We start from the raw sequence: 19253 nt of genomic DNA on the forward strand, positions 1-19253 counted from the left end.
CTCAGGCTTCGGCCGCGATGCCGCCGGTGACGCGCACGACCTCGTCCACCGTGGTCAGGCCCTGGCGCGCCTTGAGCAGGCCGTCCTCGCGCAGCGTGCGGCCGCCCTGGGCGGTGGCCAGCTGGCGCATGCGCTCGGCGGTGGCGCGCTCGAGCACCAGCTCCTGCAGCTCGGGCGTGACGTCGACCAGTTCGTAGATGCCCAGGCGGCCGCGGTAGCCGGTGCCGCGGCAGCGCGGGCAGCCCACGGCCTTGCGCCACTGCGGCGGCGAGGCGTCGCCGTCGAGCACCGGCGCCACCAGGCGCTCCACCGCCGGCAGCACTTCGGCCGGCTGGCTGCAGTCCGGGCAGACCCGGCGCACCAGGCGCTGCGCCTGCACGGCGCGCACCGAGGTGGCGACCAGGAAGGGTTCGAGCCCCATGTCCACCAGGCGGGTGAAGGCGCTGACCGCGTCGTTGGTGTGCAGCGTGGACAGCACTAGGTGGCCGGTGAGCGCCGACTGCACGGCGATCTCGGCGGTTTCCAGGTCGCGGATTTCGCCGATCATGATCACGTCGGGGTCCTGGCGCAGGATCGCGCGCAGGGCCCGGGCGAAGCTGTAGCCGATCTCGGCGTTGGCCTGGATCTGGGTGACGCCGGGCACCTGGTATTCGACCGGGTCCTCGACGGTGATGATCTTGCGGTCGCGCTGGTTCATTTCCTCCAGCGTGCCGTAGAGCGTGGTCGACTTGCCCGAGCCGGTGGGGCCGGTGACCAGCACGATGCCGTGCGGCTCGCGCGCCCAGCCGCGGAACATGGCCAGGTCGCGCGGGGTGAAGCCCAGGCGCTCGAGGCTCAGGTCCTGGCGCTCCTTGGGCAGCAGGCGCAGCACCAGCGATTCGCCGTGCACGGCCGGCACCGCCGAGGCGCGGATGTCCACGTCCTGGCCGCTGACGCGGGTGCTCAGGCGGCCGTCCTGCGGCAGGCGGCGCTCGGCGATGTCCATGCCGGAGATCAGCTTCACGCGCGAGGCCACCGCCGGGTAGCGGCTGATGGGCAGGGTGAGGCGGGTGTGCAGGATGCCGTCGATGCGCAGGCGCACGTGGAAGACCTGCTCTTCCGGCTCGATGTGGATGTCCGAGGCGCGCTGGTCCATGGCCTGTGCCAGCACGTTGTTCACCAGCTCGATGACCGGCGCCTCCTCGGCCAGTTCGCGCAGGTGGCTGACGTCGTCGTCGCCGAACTCGTCGTCGCGGCGCTCGCTGCGCGCGGCCAGGTCGAGCAGGCGGTCGAGGTCCTGGCCGCGGGCCAGGCGCCACTGCCAGCCGCCGGCGGGCAGGCGGCGGGCGAGGATTTCGTTGAGCGAGGGGTCGAGCGGGTCGCGCGCGGCCACCAGCCACTGGCCGGATTCGGTTTCCCAGCCGGCCACGCCGTTGTCCACCCACCAGTCGGCCACCAGGCCGCTGGCCTCGGCGACGCGGTGCATGGCGGCGGCGTCGGTGGGCCACTCGGGGCCTTCGAGCAGCGGCATTTCCAGCTGCTCGGACAGCACCGGCAGCAGGGACTCCTCCGACAGCGCGCCCAGGCGCACCAGGATGGAGCCGATGCGGCCGCCGAACTGCTGCTGGAAGGCCAGCGCCTTGCCGATGTCGGCGCGCGTGGCCAGCTGGCGTTCGACCAGCAGGTCGCCCAGGCGGCGGGCGCTGGGCGCCAGGGTGCGTTCGGTTTGTTCGGTCTGGGCTGGAGGCATGTTGCCGGGGTTTGCGGGCGGGCCGGGGCAGGATAGCAGTTCGCCCGCCGGCCCCGGCCGGCCGGCGGGGCCCGGTCAGGCGCGGTTACTGCACCCGGCGGCGCAGGTAGTTGAGCAGGTCGATGCGGGTGATCAGGCCCAGGAACTTCGGCCCGTCCATCACGATGGCCACCTGCCCGCGCTCGAACACCGGCAGCAGCGACTCCATCGGCGAGGTCACCTCCAGCACGTTGAGCTGGCTGACCATGGCGCTGGCCACGCTGTCCTTGAACCGGGCCTCGTTGCCGTAGACGTGCAGCAGCACGTCGGATTCGTCGACGATGCCGACGATCTTCTCGCCATCCATCACCGGCAGCTGCGAGACGTCGTACATCTTCATGCGCTGGTAGGCGACGTGCAGGGTGTCGTTCGGCCCCACCACCACGGTGTCGCGCTGGGCGTACGGGCGCAGGATCAGGTCGCGCAGGTCGCCGTGCTGCGGGCGCTCGATGAAGCCGTTGTCGAGCATCCAGTAGTCGTTGTACATCTTCGACAGGTACTTGTTGCCGGTGTCGCAGACGAACACCACCACCTTCTTGGGCGTGGTCTGCTCCCTGCAGTACTTCAGCGCCGCGGCCAGCAGGGTGCCGCTGGAGCTGCCACCGAGCACGCCTTCCTTCACCAGCAGCTCGCGGCCGGCCAGGAAGCTTTCCTTGTCGGAGATGGCGTAGGCCTTCTTGACGCGGCTGAAGTCGGAGATGTCGGGCAGGAAGTCCTCGCCGATGCCTTCCACCATCCAGCTGCCCGACTTGGTGCTGAGCACGCCTTCGTTGATGTACTGGGTGAGGATGGAGCCGACCGGGTCGGCGAGCACCAGCTCGACGTGCGGCGCGGCCTTGGCGAAGAAACGCGAGAGGCCGGTCATGGTGCCCGAGCTGCCGCAGCCGAACACGATGGCGTCCATGTCGTGGTCCATCTGCGCCCAGATCTCGGGGCCGGTGCCCTGCTCGTGCGCGGCCGGGTTGTCGGGGTTGCCGAACTGGTTGATGAAGTAGGCGCCCGGGGTTTCGGCGGCGATGCGCGCGGCCATGTCCTGGTAGTAGTCGGGGTGGCCCTTGGCCACGTCCGAGCGGGTCAGCACCACCTCGGCGCCCATGGCGCGCAGGTTGAAGATCTTCTCCCGGCTCATCTTGTCCGGGACCACCAGCAGCAGCTTGTAGCCCTTCTGCTGGGCCACCAGGGCCAGGCCGATGCCGGTGTTGCCGGCGGTGCCTTCCACGAGGGTGGCGCCGGGCTTGAGGTCGCCGCGGGCTTCGGCCGCCTCGATCATCTTCAGGCCGATGCGGTCCTTGATGGAGCCGCCGGGGTTCATGCATTCGAGCTTGAGGTAGAGCTCGCAGAGGCCGGTGTCGAGGTGCTGGGCCTTGACCATCGGCGTGTTGCCGATGAGCTCGAGGACGTTCTGGTGGGCCGTCATGGGGAGGGGAACCGGGCGCGGTGGCGGATTCCCGATTCTAGCAGCGGCCCCGGCCGCGCCGGCACCCGAGGCGGGGCCGGGAAAGTGCGGGCGGCGGCGACCCGACGAGGTGGGCCGCCGCCGCCGCAGCGGGAACTCAGTGCCTGCGCTGGTCGAACATGCGGGTCAGGCGGTCCTTCGCGTTCAACTTTTCCTTCTTCATGCGCGCGAGCGTGGTGTCGTCGAGCGGGAGCACGCCCAGCTCGGCGTCCAGCACCTGCTTGTCCAGTTCGCGGTGCCGGTGGTAGAGCTGCCGGAATTCCGGGTCGCTCTTCATCAGCGCGTCGAGCTCTTGTTGCGGTTGCCCTTCAAACATCGGAATGACCTCCTCCAGAAACGCGAACGCCCCGGCCGATGGGGACCAGGGCGTGGCGGATTGAGACAAAGGTCAGGTCGCTTTCGCGGGCGGCGCCTCCACACGACGCGCCCGCTTCCGTTCGGGAGGCGGCGCAATCGGCGGGGGCGAGGTCTGCTTTCATCGGCCTGGCTCGGTTACCCGGGGGCATCGCGCCACCCGGGCTTTGAACCTACGCCCCCCAAAACAGGGCTGCAAGCCTCGAGGCAAACCGTTGATCGGAAAAGGAAAAGCCCCCGACGGGCGGGGACTTCGCCGGCCCTGGGCCAGGGCCTTTGGATTCAACTACTTAGTGAATGTTAAGGCTTTGAGAAGCCCCACAAGTAATTGAATTTCCTTCAATTTACGATGATCTCGACGCGCCGGTTGAGTGCGCGGCCGGCCGCGCTGGCGTTGTCGGCCACCGGGGTCGATTCGCCCTTGCCGGTGGCGCGCATCCGGCTGCCGGCGACGCCGGCCTCTTCCAGCACGCGCCGCACCGCGTCGGCGCGGCGCTGCGAGAGCGCGCGGTTGGCGTCGTCGGCGCCCTGGCTGTCGGTGTGGCCTTCGATGCTGACCTTGCCGCTGCCCGTGAGCAGGCCGGCGAGCGCGCGCAGGCTGGCCTGGGCCTCGGCGGTGAGGCTGGCGCTGCCGCTGCCGAAGGCGTTGCCGGCCAGCGTGTACACCTGCTTGCCACCCTCGCGGCGCGCCGGCGGCGGGGCCGCGTCGGCGATGTCGTCGGCGGCGATGGCGGCGGCGAGTTCGGCTTCCTTGCGCGCCAGCTCGGCTTCGCGGGCACGGGCGGCGGCCAGCTTGCGGGCCTGGGCGGTTTCCGCCTCGGCGGCTTCCACCGCGGCGACGCGGTCGGCCTCGGCCAGCTCCAGTTCGCGCTGCAGCGCCTCCTCGCGGGCCAGGGCCTGCAGGCGCAGGCGTTCGGATTCGCGGCGGGCGCGTTCGGCCTCGAGGCGGCTGGCCTCGATCATGATCTGGTCGCGCTCGCGGTCGAGCTGCGCGGCCTGGTCGGCCAGCAGCTCGGCTTCGGCAGCCAGGCGAGCGGTTTCGATGCGCACGGCGGCCAGGGCCAGCTTGTGCTCGCGGTCGCGGCGGCGGGCGTCGCGGGCATCGGCCAGGGCCTGCCGGGCCTGCAGGCGTTCGAGCCGTCCCAGGCCGCCCAGCGAGGCGTCGGCGTCGAGCGTGCCCAGTTCGGCGGCCAGGCGGGCCACGGCCTGTTCGTGTTCGCTCGGCGCGGCGGCGGCCGGCATGGCCAGCAGGGCGGCCAGCATCAGGGAAACCCCCAGGGTGCGCAGCATGCTCAGTTCCCCCGGTTCACAAGCAGGCGGCGACGCAGGTCGTCGTTGCGCGCGGCGCGGCTGTCGACCTCCTCGCGGGCGGCGTCGAGCCGCGCCCGGGCGTGCGCCAGGTCGGCGTTGGCGGCGGCGGCTTCGGCCAGGCGCAGGCGATCGGACTGGCGGCGGCTGGCCTGGGCGGCCTGCCACTGGCCGCGGGCGCGGTCGAGCGCGGCGGCGGCCTCCCCGCGCGGGTTCGCCGACTCGGCGGCAAGCACCGCGCGTTCGGCGGCGGCGACGGCCAGGTCGGCTTCATTTGCCGCCGAAGCTGTGGACGCGGCCAGCAAAAGCGCCAGCGCGAGATGGATTTTTAGCGAGGATAGTGTCATAAGGCGAACTCGCAGGTCGGCGTTCGGGCGGTGCTCATTGTAGCCACCCCGCGCCGTCCACCGGGACCGAAACAGGGGATCCAAGGATACTGACATGGACATCGGCTATTTCCTGAAGCTGATGACGGAAAAGAACGCGTCGGACATGTTCCTGACCACCGGCGCGCCCGTCTACATCAAGGTCGAGGGCAAGCTCTACCCCCTCGGCAACACCGGCCTGCCGGCCGGCATGGTCAAGAAGATCGCCTACTCCCTGATGGACGAGGGCCAGGTCCCGGCCTTCGAGCGCGACCTCGAGTTCAACATGGCCATCGCGGTGAAGGACACCGGGCGCTTCCGCGTCAACGTGTTCAAGCAGCGCGGCGAAGTGGGCATGGTGATCCGCGCCATCAAGAGCGAGATCCCCAACATCGACCAGCTCAAGCTCCCGAACGTCCTCAAGGACATCGTGATGGAGCAGCGCGGCCTGGTGCTGGTGGTCGGCTCCACCGGCTCGGGCAAGTCCACCACGCTGGCGGCCATGATCGACCACCGCAACGCCAGCACCACGGGCCACATCCTCACCATCGAGGACCCGATCGAGTTCCTGCACAAGCACAAGAAGTCCATCGTCAACCAGCGCGAGGTGGGCCTGGACACCCACGCCTTCCACAACGCGCTCAAGAACGCCATGCGCGAGGCGCCGGACGTCATCCTGATCGGCGAGATCCTCGACGCCACCACCATGGAATCGGCCATCGCCTTCGCCGAGACCGGCCACCTGTGCCTGGCCACGCTGCACTCGAACAACGCCGACCAGACCCTGGACCGCATCCTGAACTTCTTCCCGGAGTCGGCCCACAAGAACGTGCTGATGAACCTGTCGCTGAACCTCAAGGCGGTCATCAGCCAGCGCCTGGTCATCGGCAAGGACGGCAAGCGCCTGCCCGCCGCCGAGATCCTGATCAACACCCCGATGATCCGCGACCTGATCCGCCGCGGCGAGGTGCACGAGATCAAGGAGGCCATGGACAAGTCGCTGCAGGAAGGCATGCAGACCTTCGACCAGTCGCTGTTCCGCCTGTACAAGGAAGGCAAGGTCGAGCTGGAGGAGGCGCTGCGCAAGGCCGACTCGCGCGACGGCCTGGCCCTGAAGATCCGCCTCTCGGAAGGCGCCACGGGCGAACACGACCCCTACGCCGACATGTACGGCGGCGCCGGCCCGGGCAGCGAATCGACGGGCTACTGAGCCGCGCTCAGTTCCCGACCGGGGCGTCCGGCTGGTTTTCCGGCCGGGCGGCCTCGAAGGCCTCGAGGGCGAGGCAGGCTTCGTTGATGCGCCGGATCGTCCGGTACGGCGCCAGGTCCACCCCGAAGCGCACCGCGTTGTAGACCTGCGGCACCAGGCAGCAGTCGGCCATGGTGGGCATTTCGCCGTCGCAGAAGGTGCCGGTGGAGGGGTTGTCGGCCAGGGTGTCTTCCAGCGCCTCGAAGCCCGCCTGGATCCAGTGCCGTACCCAAGCGTCGCGCTCGGCCTGGGGCACGTTCCAGGTGTTCTCGAAGAACTGCAGCACGCGCAGGTTGTTCAGCGGGTGGATGTCGCAGGCGATCATCTGGGCGATGGCGCGCACGCGCTGGCGGTCGCGCGCCGTGGCGGGCATCAGCGGCGGCGTCGGCCAGGTTTCGTCCAGGTACTCCATGATGGCCATGGACTGGCGCAGGATGCGGCTGCCGTGCAGCAGCACGGGCACCAGTTCCTGCGGGTTGAGGTCGCTGTAGGGCGCCTGGTGCTGTTCGCCCCGGGCCAGGTGCACCGGCAGCGTCTCGTAGGGCATGCCCTTGAGGTTGAGCGCGATGCGCACCCGGTAGGCGGCGCTGGAGCGCCAGTAGGAATAAAGCCGGATGGAGCCTGGATTCATACCGCCAGCCCTCTGCCCTCGCCTGTCCGGCCCAAGCATACGCCCGCCCCGCAGGTTGTGGGAGGGCCTTCAGGCCCGACGGGCTGTCGGGCCTGAAGGCCCTCCCACAAAGAGCAGATCAGGTCAGGCCTTGGCGATCTTCTGCTCGATGGCGCCGAAGATGTCGCTGCCGTCGCGCGCCTTCATCTCGATGCGCACGGTGTCGCCGAAGGCCATGAAGGGGGTGCTGGGCTTGCCGTCGCGCAGGGTTTCCACCGTGCGCTGCTCGGCGAAGCAGCTGGCGCCCAGCGAGGTGTCCTCGTTGGCCACCGTGCCCGAACCGACGATGGTGCCGGCCGACAGCGGGCGGGTCTTGGCCGCGTGCGCCACCAGCTGGGCGAAGTCGAACTGCATGTCCACGCCCGCCTCGGGCGCGCCGAACCACTTGCCGTTGATGTGGGTGAGCAGCGGCAGGTGCACCTTGTTGCCCTGCCAGGCCTCGCCCAGCTCGTCGGGGGTGACGAACACCGGGCTCAGCGCCGAGCGCGGCTTGGACTGCAGGAAGCCGAAGCCCTTGGCCAGCTCGCCCGGGATCAGGTTGCGCAGCGAGACGTCGTTGACCAGGCCGATGAGCTGGATGTGCTGCGCGGCCTGCGCCGGCGTCGCGCCCTGCGGCACGTCGTCGGTGACCACGACCACCTCGGCCTCGAGGTCGATGCCGAAGCCTTCGTCGGCCACCAGCACCGGGTCGCGCGGGCCGTAGAAGCCGGCGCTGACCGCCTGGTACATCAGCGGGTCGGTGTAGAAGCTCTCGGGCACCTCGGCGCCGCGCGCCTTGCGCACGCGGGCCACGTGCGGCAGGTAGGCGCTGCCGTCCACGAACTCGTAGGCGCGCGGCAGCGGCGCGGCCAGCTGGGCGAAGTCCAGCGCGAACACCGGCTCGCCGTTGATGGTTTCCGGGGTGCCGGCTTCCAGCGCCTCGTACACCGCGTTCAGGCGCGGTGCGGCGTTGGACCAGTCTTCCAGCGCGCGCTGCAGCGTCGGCGCGATGCCGGTGGCCTTCACCGCCCGCGACAGGTCCTTGGAGACGACCACCAGCGTGCCGTCGCGGCCGCCTTCCTTGAGGGAACCGAGTTTCATTGCTTGCTCCTGTGGGCCGCGCGGCTCAGCCGCGGCGGCTCGGGTCGAAATTCCGGGCCAGGCCCTGCCAGCACTGCTGGTAGGTGGCCTGGCGGTGGCCGGCGGCGAGCGCCTGCGCGGTCGGGCGGATGACGTGCCGCGACTCGAACATGAAGGCCATCGTATCGGTGATCACGTCGGGCTTCGACAGGTCGGCCGTGGTGGCCTTTTCGAAGGTGGCCGCGTCCGGGCCGTGGCCGCTCATCGAGTTGTGCAGCGAGCTGCCGCCCGGCACGAAACCCTCGGCCTTGGCGTCGTAGGCGCCGTGCACCAGGCCCATGAACTCGCTGGCGATGTTGCGGTGGAACCAGGGCGGCCGGAAGGTGTCCTGGGCCACCAGCCAGCGCGGCGGGAAGATCACGAAGTCGATGTTGCTCACGCCCTCGCTGTCGCTGGGCGAATGCAGCACCAGGAAGATCGACGGGTCCGGGTGGTCGTAGCTGATCGAGCCGATGGTGTTGAAGCGGCGCAGGTCGTACTTGCTGGGCGCGTAGTTGCCGTGCCAGGCCACCACGTCGAGCGGGCTGTGGCCGAGGCCGGCGCGCCACAGGCCGCCCTGGAACTTGGCCACCAGCTCGAAGTCGCCCTCGCGGTCCTCGTACGCAGCCACCGGCGTGAGGAAATCACGCGGGTTGGCCAGGCCGTTGCTGCCGATCGGGCCCAGGTCGGGCAGCTTGAACATGGCGCCGAAGTTCTCGCAGACGTAGCCGCAGGCCTGGCCGTCGGGCAGCGAGACGGTGAAGCGGATGCCGCGCGGGATCAGCGCGATCTCCTGCGGTTCCACCTCCAGCACGCCCAGCTCGGTGGCGATGCGCAGGCGGCCCTGCTGGGGCACGATCAGCATCTCGCCGTCGGCGTTGTAGAAGAAGCGGCCGGCCATGTCGGCGTTGGCGGCGTACAGGTGCACGCCCAGGCCACCGGCCGAGGGGCCGCCGTTGCCGGCCATGGTGTACAGGCCGTCGAGCCAGTCGGTGGGCGCCACCGGCATGGGAAGGGGGTTCCAGCGCAGCTGCTCGGGCGTCACCGGGCCCTGGCCGAAGTCACCGTGGAAGCTGGCGTGCGCCATCGCCTCGAACGGCCCGTGCATGGCCGCGGGCCGGATGCGGTACATCCAGGTGCGGCGGTTGCTGTGCCGCGGCGCGGTGAACGCGGTGCCGCTGATCTGCTCGTTGTACAGCCCGTACGGGCAGCGCTGCGGCGAATTGCGCCCCTCGGGCAACGCACCCGGCAGCGCCTCGGTCGCGAACTCGTTCCCAAACCCACTCAGGTACTTCAGGCTCATCGTCGGTTCCAGATATTGGGGTTCGAACGTGGTGTCAGAGCACACCGCGGCGCATCTGGTCGCGTTCGATGGATTCGAACAGGGCCTGGAAGTTGCCCTCGCCGAAGCCCTCGTTGCCCTTGCGCTGGATGATCTCGAAGAAGATCGGGCCGAAGGCGTTCTGGGTGAAGATCTGCAGCAGCTTGCGCTGCTTGGTCTCCGGGTCGGCGTCGATCAGGATGCTGTTCCTGCGCAGCCGGGCCACGTCCTCGCCATGGTTCGGGATGCGCTGGTCGATCACCTCGAAGTAGGTGTCCGGGGTGTCGAGGAACTTCACGCCGGCCTGGTGCATGGCCTCCACCGACGAATAGATGTCGTCGGTGAACAGGGCGATGTGCTGGATGCCCTCGCCCTTGTACTCGCGCAGGTATTCGTTGATCTGGCTCTTCTCGTCGCTCGACTCGTTGAGCGGGATGCGCACCACGCCGTCCGGCGCGGTCATGGCCTTCGACAGCAGGCCGGTCTTGGCGCCCTTGATGTCGAAGTAGCGGATCTCGCGGAAGTTGAACAGCTTCTCGTAGTAGTCCGACCACTTCGCCATGTTGCCCACGAACAGGTTGTGGGTGAGGTGGTCGATGAAGGTCAGGCCGAAGCCCTTCGGCGCCTGGTCCACGCCCGGCAGCGGCTCGAAGTCGGCGTACAGGTCGGCCCGGCCGTCGTCCACCAGGTACAGCATGCAGTCGCCGATGCCCTTGATGACCGGCGCGTCCACCGCGCGGGTCTCGGCCAGGTGCTCCACCTTCTCGCCGCCGTTGGCCAGCACGTGCGCCAACACGTCCTGCGAGGGCTTGCGGAAGCGGATCGCGAAGCCGCAGGCCGAGGGGCCGTGCTGGGCCGCGAAGCCGGACGCGAAGGAATCGGCCGATTCGTTGAGCAGGAAGTTGATGGCGCCCTGGCGGAACAGGGTGATCGGGCGGTGCTTGTGCCGGGCCACGGCGGTGAAGCCGAGGTTGCGCAGGTACTGCGCCATCGACTCGCCGCGGCCGGCCGGGGCGGCGAATTCGACGAATTCGAAGCCGTTGATGCCCATCGGGTTCTCGAAGGTGGTGGGCGTCATGCCGAGGTTCGGGGCGTGGGCCTGGGGCTGGGCGTTCATGGGCGGTCCTCCGGTGGGAGCGGCTTGCAAGGGGAAGGGCGTCGTTATAGTTTCATTTGAAACCACTTGCAAGGCGCGGCGCCGCATGCCCGACCGGGACATCCTCGACCTGGAGCACTTCCTGCCCTACCGGCTTTCGGTGCTGTCGAACCGCATCAGCCAGGACATCGCCCGGCTCTACGCCGATCGCTTCGGCCTGGGCATCACCGAATGGCGGGTGCTGGCGGTGCTGGGCCGGCACAGCGACATCCCGGCGCGGGAAGTGGCCGAGCGCACCGCCATGGACAAGGTGGCGGTGAGCCGGGCCATCGCCTCGCTGCAGGCCGCCGGCCGCATCGAGCGCCAGACCCGGCGCGACGACCGCCGCCATTCCATGCTGCGCCTGAGCCCCGCCGGCCGCGCCATCTACGACGAAGTGGCGCCCATGGCCCTGGCCTACCAGCGCCGCCTGCTCGAGGGCCTGTCGCCCGAGGAACGCGCCGCGCTCGACCGCCTGCTCACCCGCATGGAAGAGCTGGAGCTGGCCACCCGGCCCGGCTGAAGGCAAAAAAAACGGCGGCCCGGGGGCCGCCGTTTCCTTTCCAGCAATGGCGCGGCCTTTACTTCACGCCGTGCATCAGCTTGTTGATCAGCGGGGCGATCAGGAACAGCAGCACGCCCGGGATCACCAGCGCCCAGAAGCCGAAGGTGTAGCCCGACAGGGCCGACTCCACGCTCATGCCGCCCTCGCCGCTCACGTGGCTGGCGAAGATGCCCGACAGGTTGTTGCCGATGGCGGTGGACAGGAACCAGCCGCCCATGCCGAAGCCCACCAGGCGCACCGGGGCCAGCTTGGTCACCATGGACAGGCCGATCGGCGACAGGCACAGCTCGCCCACCGACTGGATCACGTAGACCATGAAGAGCGTCCAGAACGGGATCTTCAGGGTGGCCGGGTCGACCATCGTGGACAGGGCCAGCATCAGCAGCAGGAAGGCCAGGCCGTTGAAGATCAGGCCCAGGCCGAACTTGCGCGGGATGGACGGGTTGTGGCGGCCCATCTTCACCCACAGCCAGGCCAGCACCGGCGCCAGCGTGATGATGGCCAGCGAGTTCACCGACTGGAACCAGCCCACCGGGAAGATCCAGCCGCCGAGGTCGCGGTCGACGATGTTCTGGGCCAGGAAGTTGAACGAGCTGCCGGCCTGCTCGAAGAAGCACCAGAACAGCACGTTGAACACGAAGATGATGAGCATGGCGATGGCCATGTCGCGGCGAACCGCGCCGTCCTTGAAGCCTTCGCGCAGGATCAGCACGCACAGGCCGACGAACAGCGCCGACAGGATCCACTGCAGCGCGCCGGCGCCGATCGAGAGCAGGAAGTACACGACCGGGATGGCCACCAGCGCGCAGATCGCGGTGACGAGCACGCGTCCCTTGCCGTCGGCGCCTTCCATCGGCCGGCCCACGCCCTGCAGCTGGCTGCGGCCGAACCAGAACCAGATGAGGCTGATCACCATGCCGATGCCCGAGACCAGGAACACGACCTTGTAGGCCGGCATGGCCGGGCTGCCGCCCATGACGCGCTCGGCCAGCAGGCCGGTGAGCCACGGGGCGATCATCGCGCCCAGGTTGATGCCCATGTAGAACAGGGTGAAGCCCGAGTCGCGGCGCTCGTCGCCGGTGGCGTAGAGCTGGCCGACCATGGTCGAGATGTTGGGCTTGAACAGGCCGTTGCCGACGATGATGGTGGCCAGGCCGAGTTTGAACAGCTGCTCGTCGGGCATCATGATCAGGAACAGGCCGGTGGCCATGATCACCGCGCCCAGCAGGATCGAGCGCTGGTAGCCGATCACCTTGTCGGCCACCCAACCGCCGAACAGCGCCGCCGCGTACACCAGCGCCAGGTAGGCGCCGTACAGGCGGCTGGCCGGGGCCTCGCCAGCGCTGTCGCCGGCGTAGAACTGCGCCACGATGTACAGGGCGAGCGCCCAGCGCATGCCGTAGAAGGCGAAGCGCTCCCAGAACTCGGTCATGAACAACATCCACAGCGGCCTGGGATGGCCCATGAGCTGCGGGTAGGCGGGCACGGCGGCCGCGGATTGGTTCGGTGCTCCGCTCATCGCGGTCTCTCCCCTGGTGATTCGTTGTTATGGTGGTTTTGGCGCCCGCGGCGTCCGGCAAGCCGCCGCCGCGGGGCCGGCAAGGTGTAACCGGAGCGGCCCCGCCCCGTCAAACCGGGGCGGGCGCGGGCATCAGCGCGCGGCCGGCAGGTATTCGTAGCTGGCGCCCCAGCCCAGCGGCAGTTCCAGGGCCCAGTAACCCAGCAGGAACGCGGTCCAGGTGACGAGCAGGGTGACCGAGAACGGCAGCATCAGGGCCAGCAGGGTACCGATGCCCGAACCCTTCACGTAGCGCTGGCAAAACACCACGATCAGCGGGAAATACGGCAGCAGCGGCGTGATGATGTTGGTGCTCGAGTCGCCGACGCGGTAGGCCGCCTGGGTCAGGTCGGGCGAAATGCCCAGCTCCATGAGCATCGGCACCATGATGGCGCTGATCAGCGCCCACTTGGCCGAAGCCGAGCCGATCAGCAGGTTCACGGAAGCGGTGAGCAGGATGATGCCCACCAGCGTGACGGCGTTGGGCAGGCCCAGCGCGCGCAGGCCGCTGGCACCCTCGACCGCCACCAGCGCGCCCAGGTTGCTCTGGCCGAAGGCCCAGATGAACTGGGCGCAGAAGAAGGCCATGACGATGTAGTAGCCCATGCCCGACATGGCCTTGGCCATGCCCTGCACCACGTCGCGGTGGCTCTTCACGCTGCCCGCGGCCACGCCGTACACCACGCCCGGCACCAGGAAGAAGATGAAGATCAGGGGCACGATGGACTGCATCAGCGGCGCCTGCGGCACCAGCAGGTCGCTCTGGCCCGGCGGCAGCGGCGTGCCTTCGGGCGCGCGCCACGGCGAGGTTTCCGGCCACACGCTCAGGACGAACAGCACCGCCGCGACCGCCATCGCCGCCGCCGCGCGCGCCAGGCCGGCCTTCTCGGCCGCGGTGAGCGGGTCGAGCCTGGGCATCTGAGAGGGGTCGCCGTCGATGGCGGTGCCGCGCAGGCGCGGTTCGATGACCTTGTCGGTGAGGAACCAGCCGACGAGCATGATCAGCACGCTCGAGGCGGAGGTGAAGAAGAAGTTGTTGAGCGGGCTCACGGTGACCGCCGGGTCGGTGAGCTGCGCGGCGGTCTGGGTCAGGCCCGAGAGCATCGGGTCGAGGCTGCTGGGAATGCCCAACGTCGCCGAGAAGCCGCCCGACACGCCGGCGAACGCCGCCGCGATGCCCGCCAGCGGGTGGCGGCCGGCGGCGTAGAAGATCACCGCGCCCAGCGGGATCACCAGCACGTAGCCGGCGTCCACCGCCACGTGGCTGAGGATGCCCACGCCGATCAGGGCCGGGGTCAGCAGCATGCGCGGGGTGACGGTGAGCGCGGCGCGCAGCGCGGCCGAGATGAAGCCGGTGTGCTCGGCCACGCCCAGGCCCAGCATGGCCACCAGCACCACGCCCAGCGGCGGGAAGGTGGCGAAGGTGTTGACCATGGCCGCCAGGAAGCCGGTGAGCGACTCGCCGGCCAGCAGGTTCTTCACCGCGATGGGCTGGCCGGTGCGCGGGTCCAGGGCCTCGAAGGCCACGCCCGACAGCGCCCAGGACACCACCCAGGTGGCCACCATCAGCAGCAGGAAGAGCACGGCGGGGTCGGGCAGCTTGTTGCCCACGCGCTCGACCAGGTCGAGCGCGCGCACGATCCAGCCCTTGGGCGCGGCGGTGGCGGTAGTCATTCGGGTCCCTCGGTTCGAACAGGACCCCCGAGCCTACCAGCCCTTGCGCCCCCGGCGCGTCAATCCGGGGTGCCAAGCACCGTGCGGACCTCGAACAGCTCGGGGAAGAAGGTCAGGTCCAGGGCCTGCTTCAGGAAGCCCACGCCCGAGCTGCCGCCGGTGCCGCGGCGGTAGCCGATGATGCGCTCCACCGTCTTCATGTGCCGGAAGCGCCAGAACTGGAAGCCGGCCTCCACGTCCACCAGCTGCTCGCAGGTGGCGTATGCCTCCCAGTGGGCGTCGGTGTCCTCGTAGATGCGCTTGAACACCGGGATCAGGCCGGGCTCGCGCACGTGCGGCTTCGACCAGTCGCGCTCGACGCAGGCCGCCGGGATGGCGTAGCCCCTGCGGTGCAGGTGCCGCAGGAACTCGTCGTAGAGGCTGGGCGCGTGCAGCACGGCCTCGAGCTCGGCGGTGGCGGCCGGGTCGTGCGAGAACACCTTCACCATGTCGGCGTTCTTGTTGCCCAGCAGGAATTCCACCAGCCGGTACTGCAGGGACTGGAAGCCCGAGGCCGGGCCCAGGACCGAGCGGAACTGCAGGTAGTCGGCCGGGGTCAGGGTTTCGAGCACCGACCACATTTCGGTGAGCTGGCGCTGCACCTGCTTCACCCGGGCCAGGATCTTCTGCATCGGGTCGAGCTGGTCGCGCTGCAGGCAGCCCAGGGCGGCCCGGAGCTCGTGGATCACCAGCTTCAGCCACAGCTCGGAGACGTGGTGCTGGACGATGAACAGCATCTCGTCGTGGTGCGGCGGGTCCGACAGCGGGGTCTGGGCCGACAGCAGGGTGTCCAGGCGCAGGTAGCCGCCGTAGGTCAGGCGGTCCCTGAGGTCGGTGGTGATGCCCTGCTCGAGGGCGCGCTGGTTGGGAGTCTGGGACACGGGCCGGTCCGGGCGGGAAGGGGGCGTCAGGGTACCCCCCGGGGGGTGTCACGCGAAAGCAAAGAAAAAGCCGCTACCATTCCGCCCTTGCGGCCGCCATCGGCCGATTGCGCAACCACCCAGGGGAATCCACCTATGCGTACTGCCCTCCGGCGGGCCGGCCTCGCCGCGGCCCTGCTTTCCGCCCTGCTGGCCACCACGGCCCAGGCCGACAGCACTCCCCAGTCCCTGCCCTTCGCGCAGGACTGGACCGACACCGGCCTGATCACCACCAACGACAGCTGGTCCGGCGTGCCGGGCATCGAAGGCTTCCGCGGTGACAACCTGACCGGCCTCACCGGCGCCGACCCGCAGACCCTGCTGGGCGCCGACTCGCCGGGCGTGATCGACGTCAACGCCAACCAGGCTGCGCCGAACACCAACACCGCCGGCGGCGTCACCGAATTCCAGATCGCCAACCCGGTGGTGGCGCTGCAGGGCAGCGGCACCGCCGACGCGCCCTACCTCAAGCTCTACGTCAACACCATCGGCGCCCAGGACGTCACGGTCGCCTACACGATCCGAGACATCGACGGCTCGGCCGACAATGCCACCCAGGCCGTCGCGCTGCAGTACCGCGTCGGCAACAGCGGCGACTTCACCAACGTGCCGGCCGCCTTCGTGGCCGACGCCACCACCGGCCCGAGCCTGGCCACGCTGTCCACGCCGGTTTCCGTGGTGCTGCCGGCCGAGGCCGAGGGCCAGCCGCTGGTCGAGCTGCGCATCGTCACCAGCAATGCCAGCGGCAACGACGAATGGGTCGGCATCGACGACATCAGCGTCACCGCCTCGGTGGCGCCGCTGCGCATCGCCGTCAACGACGTCACGCTCGCCGAGGGCGAGGCCGGCACCAGCACCGCCACCTTTACGGTCAGCCTGAACCAACCGGCCCCGTCCGGCGGCGTCAGCTTCGACATCGCCACCGCCGACAACACGGCCACGGCGGGCAGCGACTACGTCGCCCGTTCGCTCACCGGCCAGGTAATCGCCGAGGGCGACAGCAGCTTCACCTTCGACGTCACCGTGAACGGCGACGACGTGATCGAAGGCGCGAATGAAACCTTCTTCGTGAACCTCACCAACGTGGTCGGCGCCGACGTGGGCGATGCCCAGGGCCTGGGCACGATCACCGAGGACGACTTCCCGATCCTGGCCATCCACGAGATCCAGGGCAGCGGCCGCAATTCGCCGCGCACCGGCGAGTTCCTCTACACCCGCGGCATCGTCACCGCCGTGCGCACGGCCGGCTACTACCTGCAGACCCCGGACGCCGAGGCCGACGCCGACGCCGCGACCTCGCAGGGCATCTACGTCTTCACCGGCAACAACAACGTCCCGGCCCAGGCCGTGGTCGGCAACCTGCTCGAGGTCTCGGGCACGGTGGTGGAATACACCCCGTCCTCGAACCCGCACCAGCAGCCGCTGACCGAGCTCACCGGCACGGCCGTCACCGCCCTGGTGTCGACCGGCAACGCGCTGCCGGCCCCGGTGGAAATCACCGCCGCGCTCGCCAACCCGGCCGGCCCGGTGGACAGCCTCGAGCGCCTCGAGGGCATGCGCGTCTCCGTCGCCCGCCTGGTCTCCTCCGGCCCGGGCGAGGGCTTCATCGACGAGAACGACGCCCTGTCGAGCGCCAACGGCAACTTCTGGGGCGTGGTCGAAGGCGTGGCCCGTCCGTTCCGCGAGGAAGGCGTGGGCGCGCTCGACGTCACCCCCGGCATCCCGGCCGCCACGCCGGTGTACGACACCAACCCCGAGCGCATCCGCGTGCAGAGCAACGGCCAGGTCGGCGCCCCGGTGATCGCCGTGGACGCCCAGGCCGTCGTGAGCGGCCTGGTGGGCGTGCTCGACTACGGTTACGGCACCTACACCCTGCTGCCCGACCCGTCCGCCCCGGTGGTCGTCGAAGGCGGCGCCACCCCGGTGGCCGTGGCCGACCCGACCCCGTCGGAGTACACCATCGCCGGCTTCAACCTGCTGCGCTTCTACGACGACGTGAACGACGCCGGCGGCGACACCGTGCTCACCACCGTCGCCTTCGAGCGCCGCGTGGCCAAGACCGCCCGCGCCATCTGCGAATACGTCAGGACGCCGGACATCCTGGGCGTGGTCGAGGTGGAGAACCTCAACGCGCTCTCGCGCCTGGCCGACGCCATCAACACCAACGTGCCGGGCACCTGCGAGCGCAACCCCCAGTACGTGGCCTACCTGGTGGAAGGCAACGACGTCGGCAAGATCAACATCGGCTTCCTGGTGAGCACGGCCGAGGTGCGCCCGTCGGTGCCGCGCGTCGAGGTGCTCGACGTGGTGCAGTACGGCAAGGCCGAGGTCATCAACAACCCGAACGGCAGCACCTCGATCATGCACGACCGCCCGCCGCTGGTGCTGCGCGCGGTGGTGAACGCCGCCAACGGCGCCAGCGCCCCGGTGACCGTGGTCGGCAACCACCTGCTGTCGCTGATCGACATCAACTCGCTCGACCCGGGCTCGAACGGCTACCCGACCACGGGCGACCGCCGCCGCACCAAGCGCGCCCTGCAGGCCGAGTACACCGCCGCGCTGATCGAGCAGTTCCAGCAGGCCAACCCGGACGAGCGCATCGTGCTGCTGGGCGACTTCAACGCCTTCGAGTTCAGCGACGGCTACGTGGACGTGATGGGCATCATCACCGGCCGCGAGGCCGCCAACGACGCCGTGCTCGAGTACGTGGACAGCCCGGTGACCGTGCCGCTGACCAACATGAGCTTCGAATCGGAGGAAGGCCAGAACTACTCCTTCACCTTCGAGGGCAGCGCCCAGACGCTCGACCACCTGGTGGTGAACCAGGCCCTGATCGACGCCGCAGGCGCCCTGCGCACCGAGCACGCCCGCATCAACGCCGACTTCGGCGTGGACAACTTCGGCGACGACGCGGTTCCGCTGCGTTCCTCCGACCACGACCCGGTGGTGCTGTTCGTGGACGAGGACGGCTTCCGCAGCGTCGACCTCGGCCTGGCCGTCACCGCCACCGGCGGCGCCGTGCAGCCGGGCAGCCCGGTGGGCTTCCAGGCCACCCTGTCCAACGCCGGCCCGCAGGACGCGACTGACGTGCTGGTGAGCTTCAGCGCCAATGCCGAACTGCCCTCGCTGGCGGTGTCGGCGCCGGCCGGCTTCACCTGCGCCCCGGCCGTGGTGGCCGCGGGCGCGACTTCGGTGGACTGCGTTTCCGAGTCCGTCGCGGCCGGCAGCGCCGTGTTCACGATCACCGCGGGCACCAGCGACTCGACCGCGTTCCAGGCCGACGGCCTGACCCTGTCGGCCAGCGTGGCGACCACCAGCAACGACGGCAACGGCGCCAACGACGAGGCCTCGGCCACGGCGTCGATGATCCTTTACGCCAACCTGGTGCTGTACAAGGCCGACACCCCGGCGACCATCGTCTACGCCCGCGAGGCCGTGGTCGGCTACCGCGTCAACAACCGCGGCCCGCACGCGGCCCCGGCGACCTCGCTGGAGGTGTCGTTCAACCGCAGCCTCGAGAGCGTCGTTCCCGAGGCACCGGCCGGCTGGAGCTGCGGCCTGGCTTCGGTCACCAGCTCGCGCCAGACCTTCCGCTGCGACCGCGACGGCGCCTACCCGAACGGCGGCAACGACGTGCTCCGCTTCCGGGTGCGCGCCAACCAGTCCACCAAGGCCTATGTGACCGCCGAGGTGGAGAGCGCCGCCATCGACTCGCTGCCGGCCAACAACAGGCAGGTGACCCAGTTCACCGTCGGCCTCGGTTCGTACTGAAT

General features: G+C 69.6%; 15 protein-coding genes. 3 read left to right on the forward strand and 12 right to left on the reverse strand.

The window, feature by feature from the left end:
- Nucleotide 1: 1 nt before the first annotated feature.
- The 5 genes from ACE3Q2_RS04530 to ACE3Q2_RS04550 form a co-directional block, all read right to left on the reverse strand.
- Nucleotides 2-1729 (reverse strand): type II/IV secretion system protein, encoded by a 1728-nt coding sequence (locus ACE3Q2_RS04530; RefSeq protein ID WP_231696407.1) that lies wholly within the window; start codon nt 1727-1729, stop codon nt 2-4.
- Between the two features lie 85 nt (nt 1730-1814).
- Nucleotides 1815-3185, reverse strand: a complete 1371-nt coding sequence (locus ACE3Q2_RS04535) for a pyridoxal-phosphate dependent enzyme (RefSeq protein WP_231696408.1) — start codon at nt 3183-3185, stop codon at nt 1815-1817.
- A gap of 136 nt (nt 3186-3321) precedes the next feature.
- On the reverse strand, nt 3322-3540 hold the full coding sequence (locus ACE3Q2_RS04540; RefSeq protein ID WP_043800037.1) for a YdcH family protein: 219 nt from the start codon (nt 3538-3540) through the stop codon (nt 3322-3324).
- 377 nt (nt 3541-3917) lie between these two features.
- Nucleotides 3918-4868, reverse strand: a complete 951-nt coding sequence (locus ACE3Q2_RS04545; RefSeq protein WP_374473110.1) for an OmpA family protein — start codon at nt 4866-4868, stop codon at nt 3918-3920.
- 2 nt (nt 4869-4870) lie between these two features.
- Entirely contained in the window at nt 4871-5233 is a 363-nt protein-coding gene (locus ACE3Q2_RS04550) for a hypothetical protein (protein ID WP_374473112.1), read from the reverse strand.
- A 94-nt stretch (nt 5234-5327) separates the two neighbouring features.
- Here ACE3Q2_RS04550 and ACE3Q2_RS04555 point away from each other — a divergent pair, with 94 nt between their 5' ends.
- Nucleotides 5328-6461: a PilT/PilU family type 4a pilus ATPase gene (locus tag ACE3Q2_RS04555; RefSeq protein WP_374473114.1), complete on the forward strand. Its 1134-nt coding sequence runs from the start codon at nt 5328-5330 to the stop codon at nt 6459-6461.
- A gap of 7 nt (nt 6462-6468) precedes the next feature.
- Here the strand turns inward: ACE3Q2_RS04555 and maiA are convergent, their stop codons facing one another.
- The 4 genes from maiA to hppD all read right to left on the reverse strand — a co-directional run bounded on the left by maiA (nt 6469) and on the right by hppD (nt 10706).
- Nucleotides 6469-7131, reverse strand: a complete 663-nt coding sequence (gene maiA, locus ACE3Q2_RS04560) for a maleylacetoacetate isomerase (RefSeq protein WP_374473116.1) — start codon at nt 7129-7131, stop codon at nt 6469-6471.
- Nucleotides 7132-7254: 123 nt separating this feature from the next.
- Nucleotides 7255-8250 carry a fumarylacetoacetate hydrolase family protein gene (locus ACE3Q2_RS04565; protein ID WP_374473118.1) on the reverse strand — a complete coding sequence of 332 codons (996 nt, stop codon included), beginning with the start codon at nt 8248-8250 and terminating at the stop codon, nt 7255-7257.
- A 25-nt stretch (nt 8251-8275) separates the two neighbouring features.
- Nucleotides 8276-9571, reverse strand: a complete 1296-nt coding sequence (hmgA, locus tag ACE3Q2_RS04570; RefSeq protein ID WP_374473120.1) for a homogentisate 1,2-dioxygenase — start codon at nt 9569-9571, stop codon at nt 8276-8278.
- A 34-nt stretch (nt 9572-9605) separates the two neighbouring features.
- A complete protein-coding gene (hppD, locus tag ACE3Q2_RS04575; protein WP_374473122.1) occupies nt 9606-10706 on the reverse strand; it encodes a 4-hydroxyphenylpyruvate dioxygenase in 1101 nt (366 codons plus the stop codon).
- 85 nt (nt 10707-10791) lie between these two features.
- On the opposite strand from hppD, the gene ACE3Q2_RS04580 reads away from it, so the two are divergent.
- Entirely contained in the window at nt 10792-11247 is a 456-nt protein-coding gene (locus tag ACE3Q2_RS04580) for a MarR family winged helix-turn-helix transcriptional regulator (protein WP_231696414.1), read from the forward strand.
- Nucleotides 11248-11305: 58 nt separating this feature from the next.
- On the opposite strand, the gene ACE3Q2_RS04585 is transcribed toward ACE3Q2_RS04580, so the two are convergent.
- The 3 genes from ACE3Q2_RS04585 to ACE3Q2_RS04595 all read right to left on the reverse strand — a co-directional run bounded on the left by ACE3Q2_RS04585 (nt 11306) and on the right by ACE3Q2_RS04595 (nt 15441).
- Complete coding sequence (locus tag ACE3Q2_RS04585) at nt 11306-12808, reverse strand: peptide MFS transporter (RefSeq protein ID WP_231696415.1); 1503 nt, start codon at nt 12806-12808, stop codon at nt 11306-11308.
- A 132-nt stretch (nt 12809-12940) separates the two neighbouring features.
- The gene (locus tag ACE3Q2_RS04590; protein ID WP_231696416.1) at nt 12941-14521 is read right to left on the reverse strand and encodes an AbgT family transporter; all 1581 of its coding nucleotides are present in this window, start codon (nt 14519-14521) and stop codon (nt 12941-12943) included.
- A gap of 59 nt (nt 14522-14580) precedes the next feature.
- Nucleotides 14581-15441 (reverse strand): tryptophan 2,3-dioxygenase family protein, encoded by an 861-nt coding sequence (locus tag ACE3Q2_RS04595; RefSeq protein WP_231696417.1) that lies wholly within the window; start codon nt 15439-15441, stop codon nt 14581-14583.
- A 135-nt stretch (nt 15442-15576) separates the two neighbouring features.
- Between ACE3Q2_RS04595 and ACE3Q2_RS04600 the strand changes: the two genes are divergently transcribed.
- Nucleotides 15577-19251: a Calx-beta domain-containing protein gene (locus ACE3Q2_RS04600; RefSeq protein WP_374473126.1), complete on the forward strand. Its 3675-nt coding sequence runs from the start codon at nt 15577-15579 to the stop codon at nt 19249-19251.
- Nucleotides 19252-19253: the final 2 nt, after the last annotated feature.

This window comes from Arenimonas sp. (assembly GCF_041913985.1).
Taxonomy (GTDB): domain Bacteria; phylum Pseudomonadota; class Gammaproteobacteria; order Xanthomonadales; family Xanthomonadaceae; genus Arenimonas.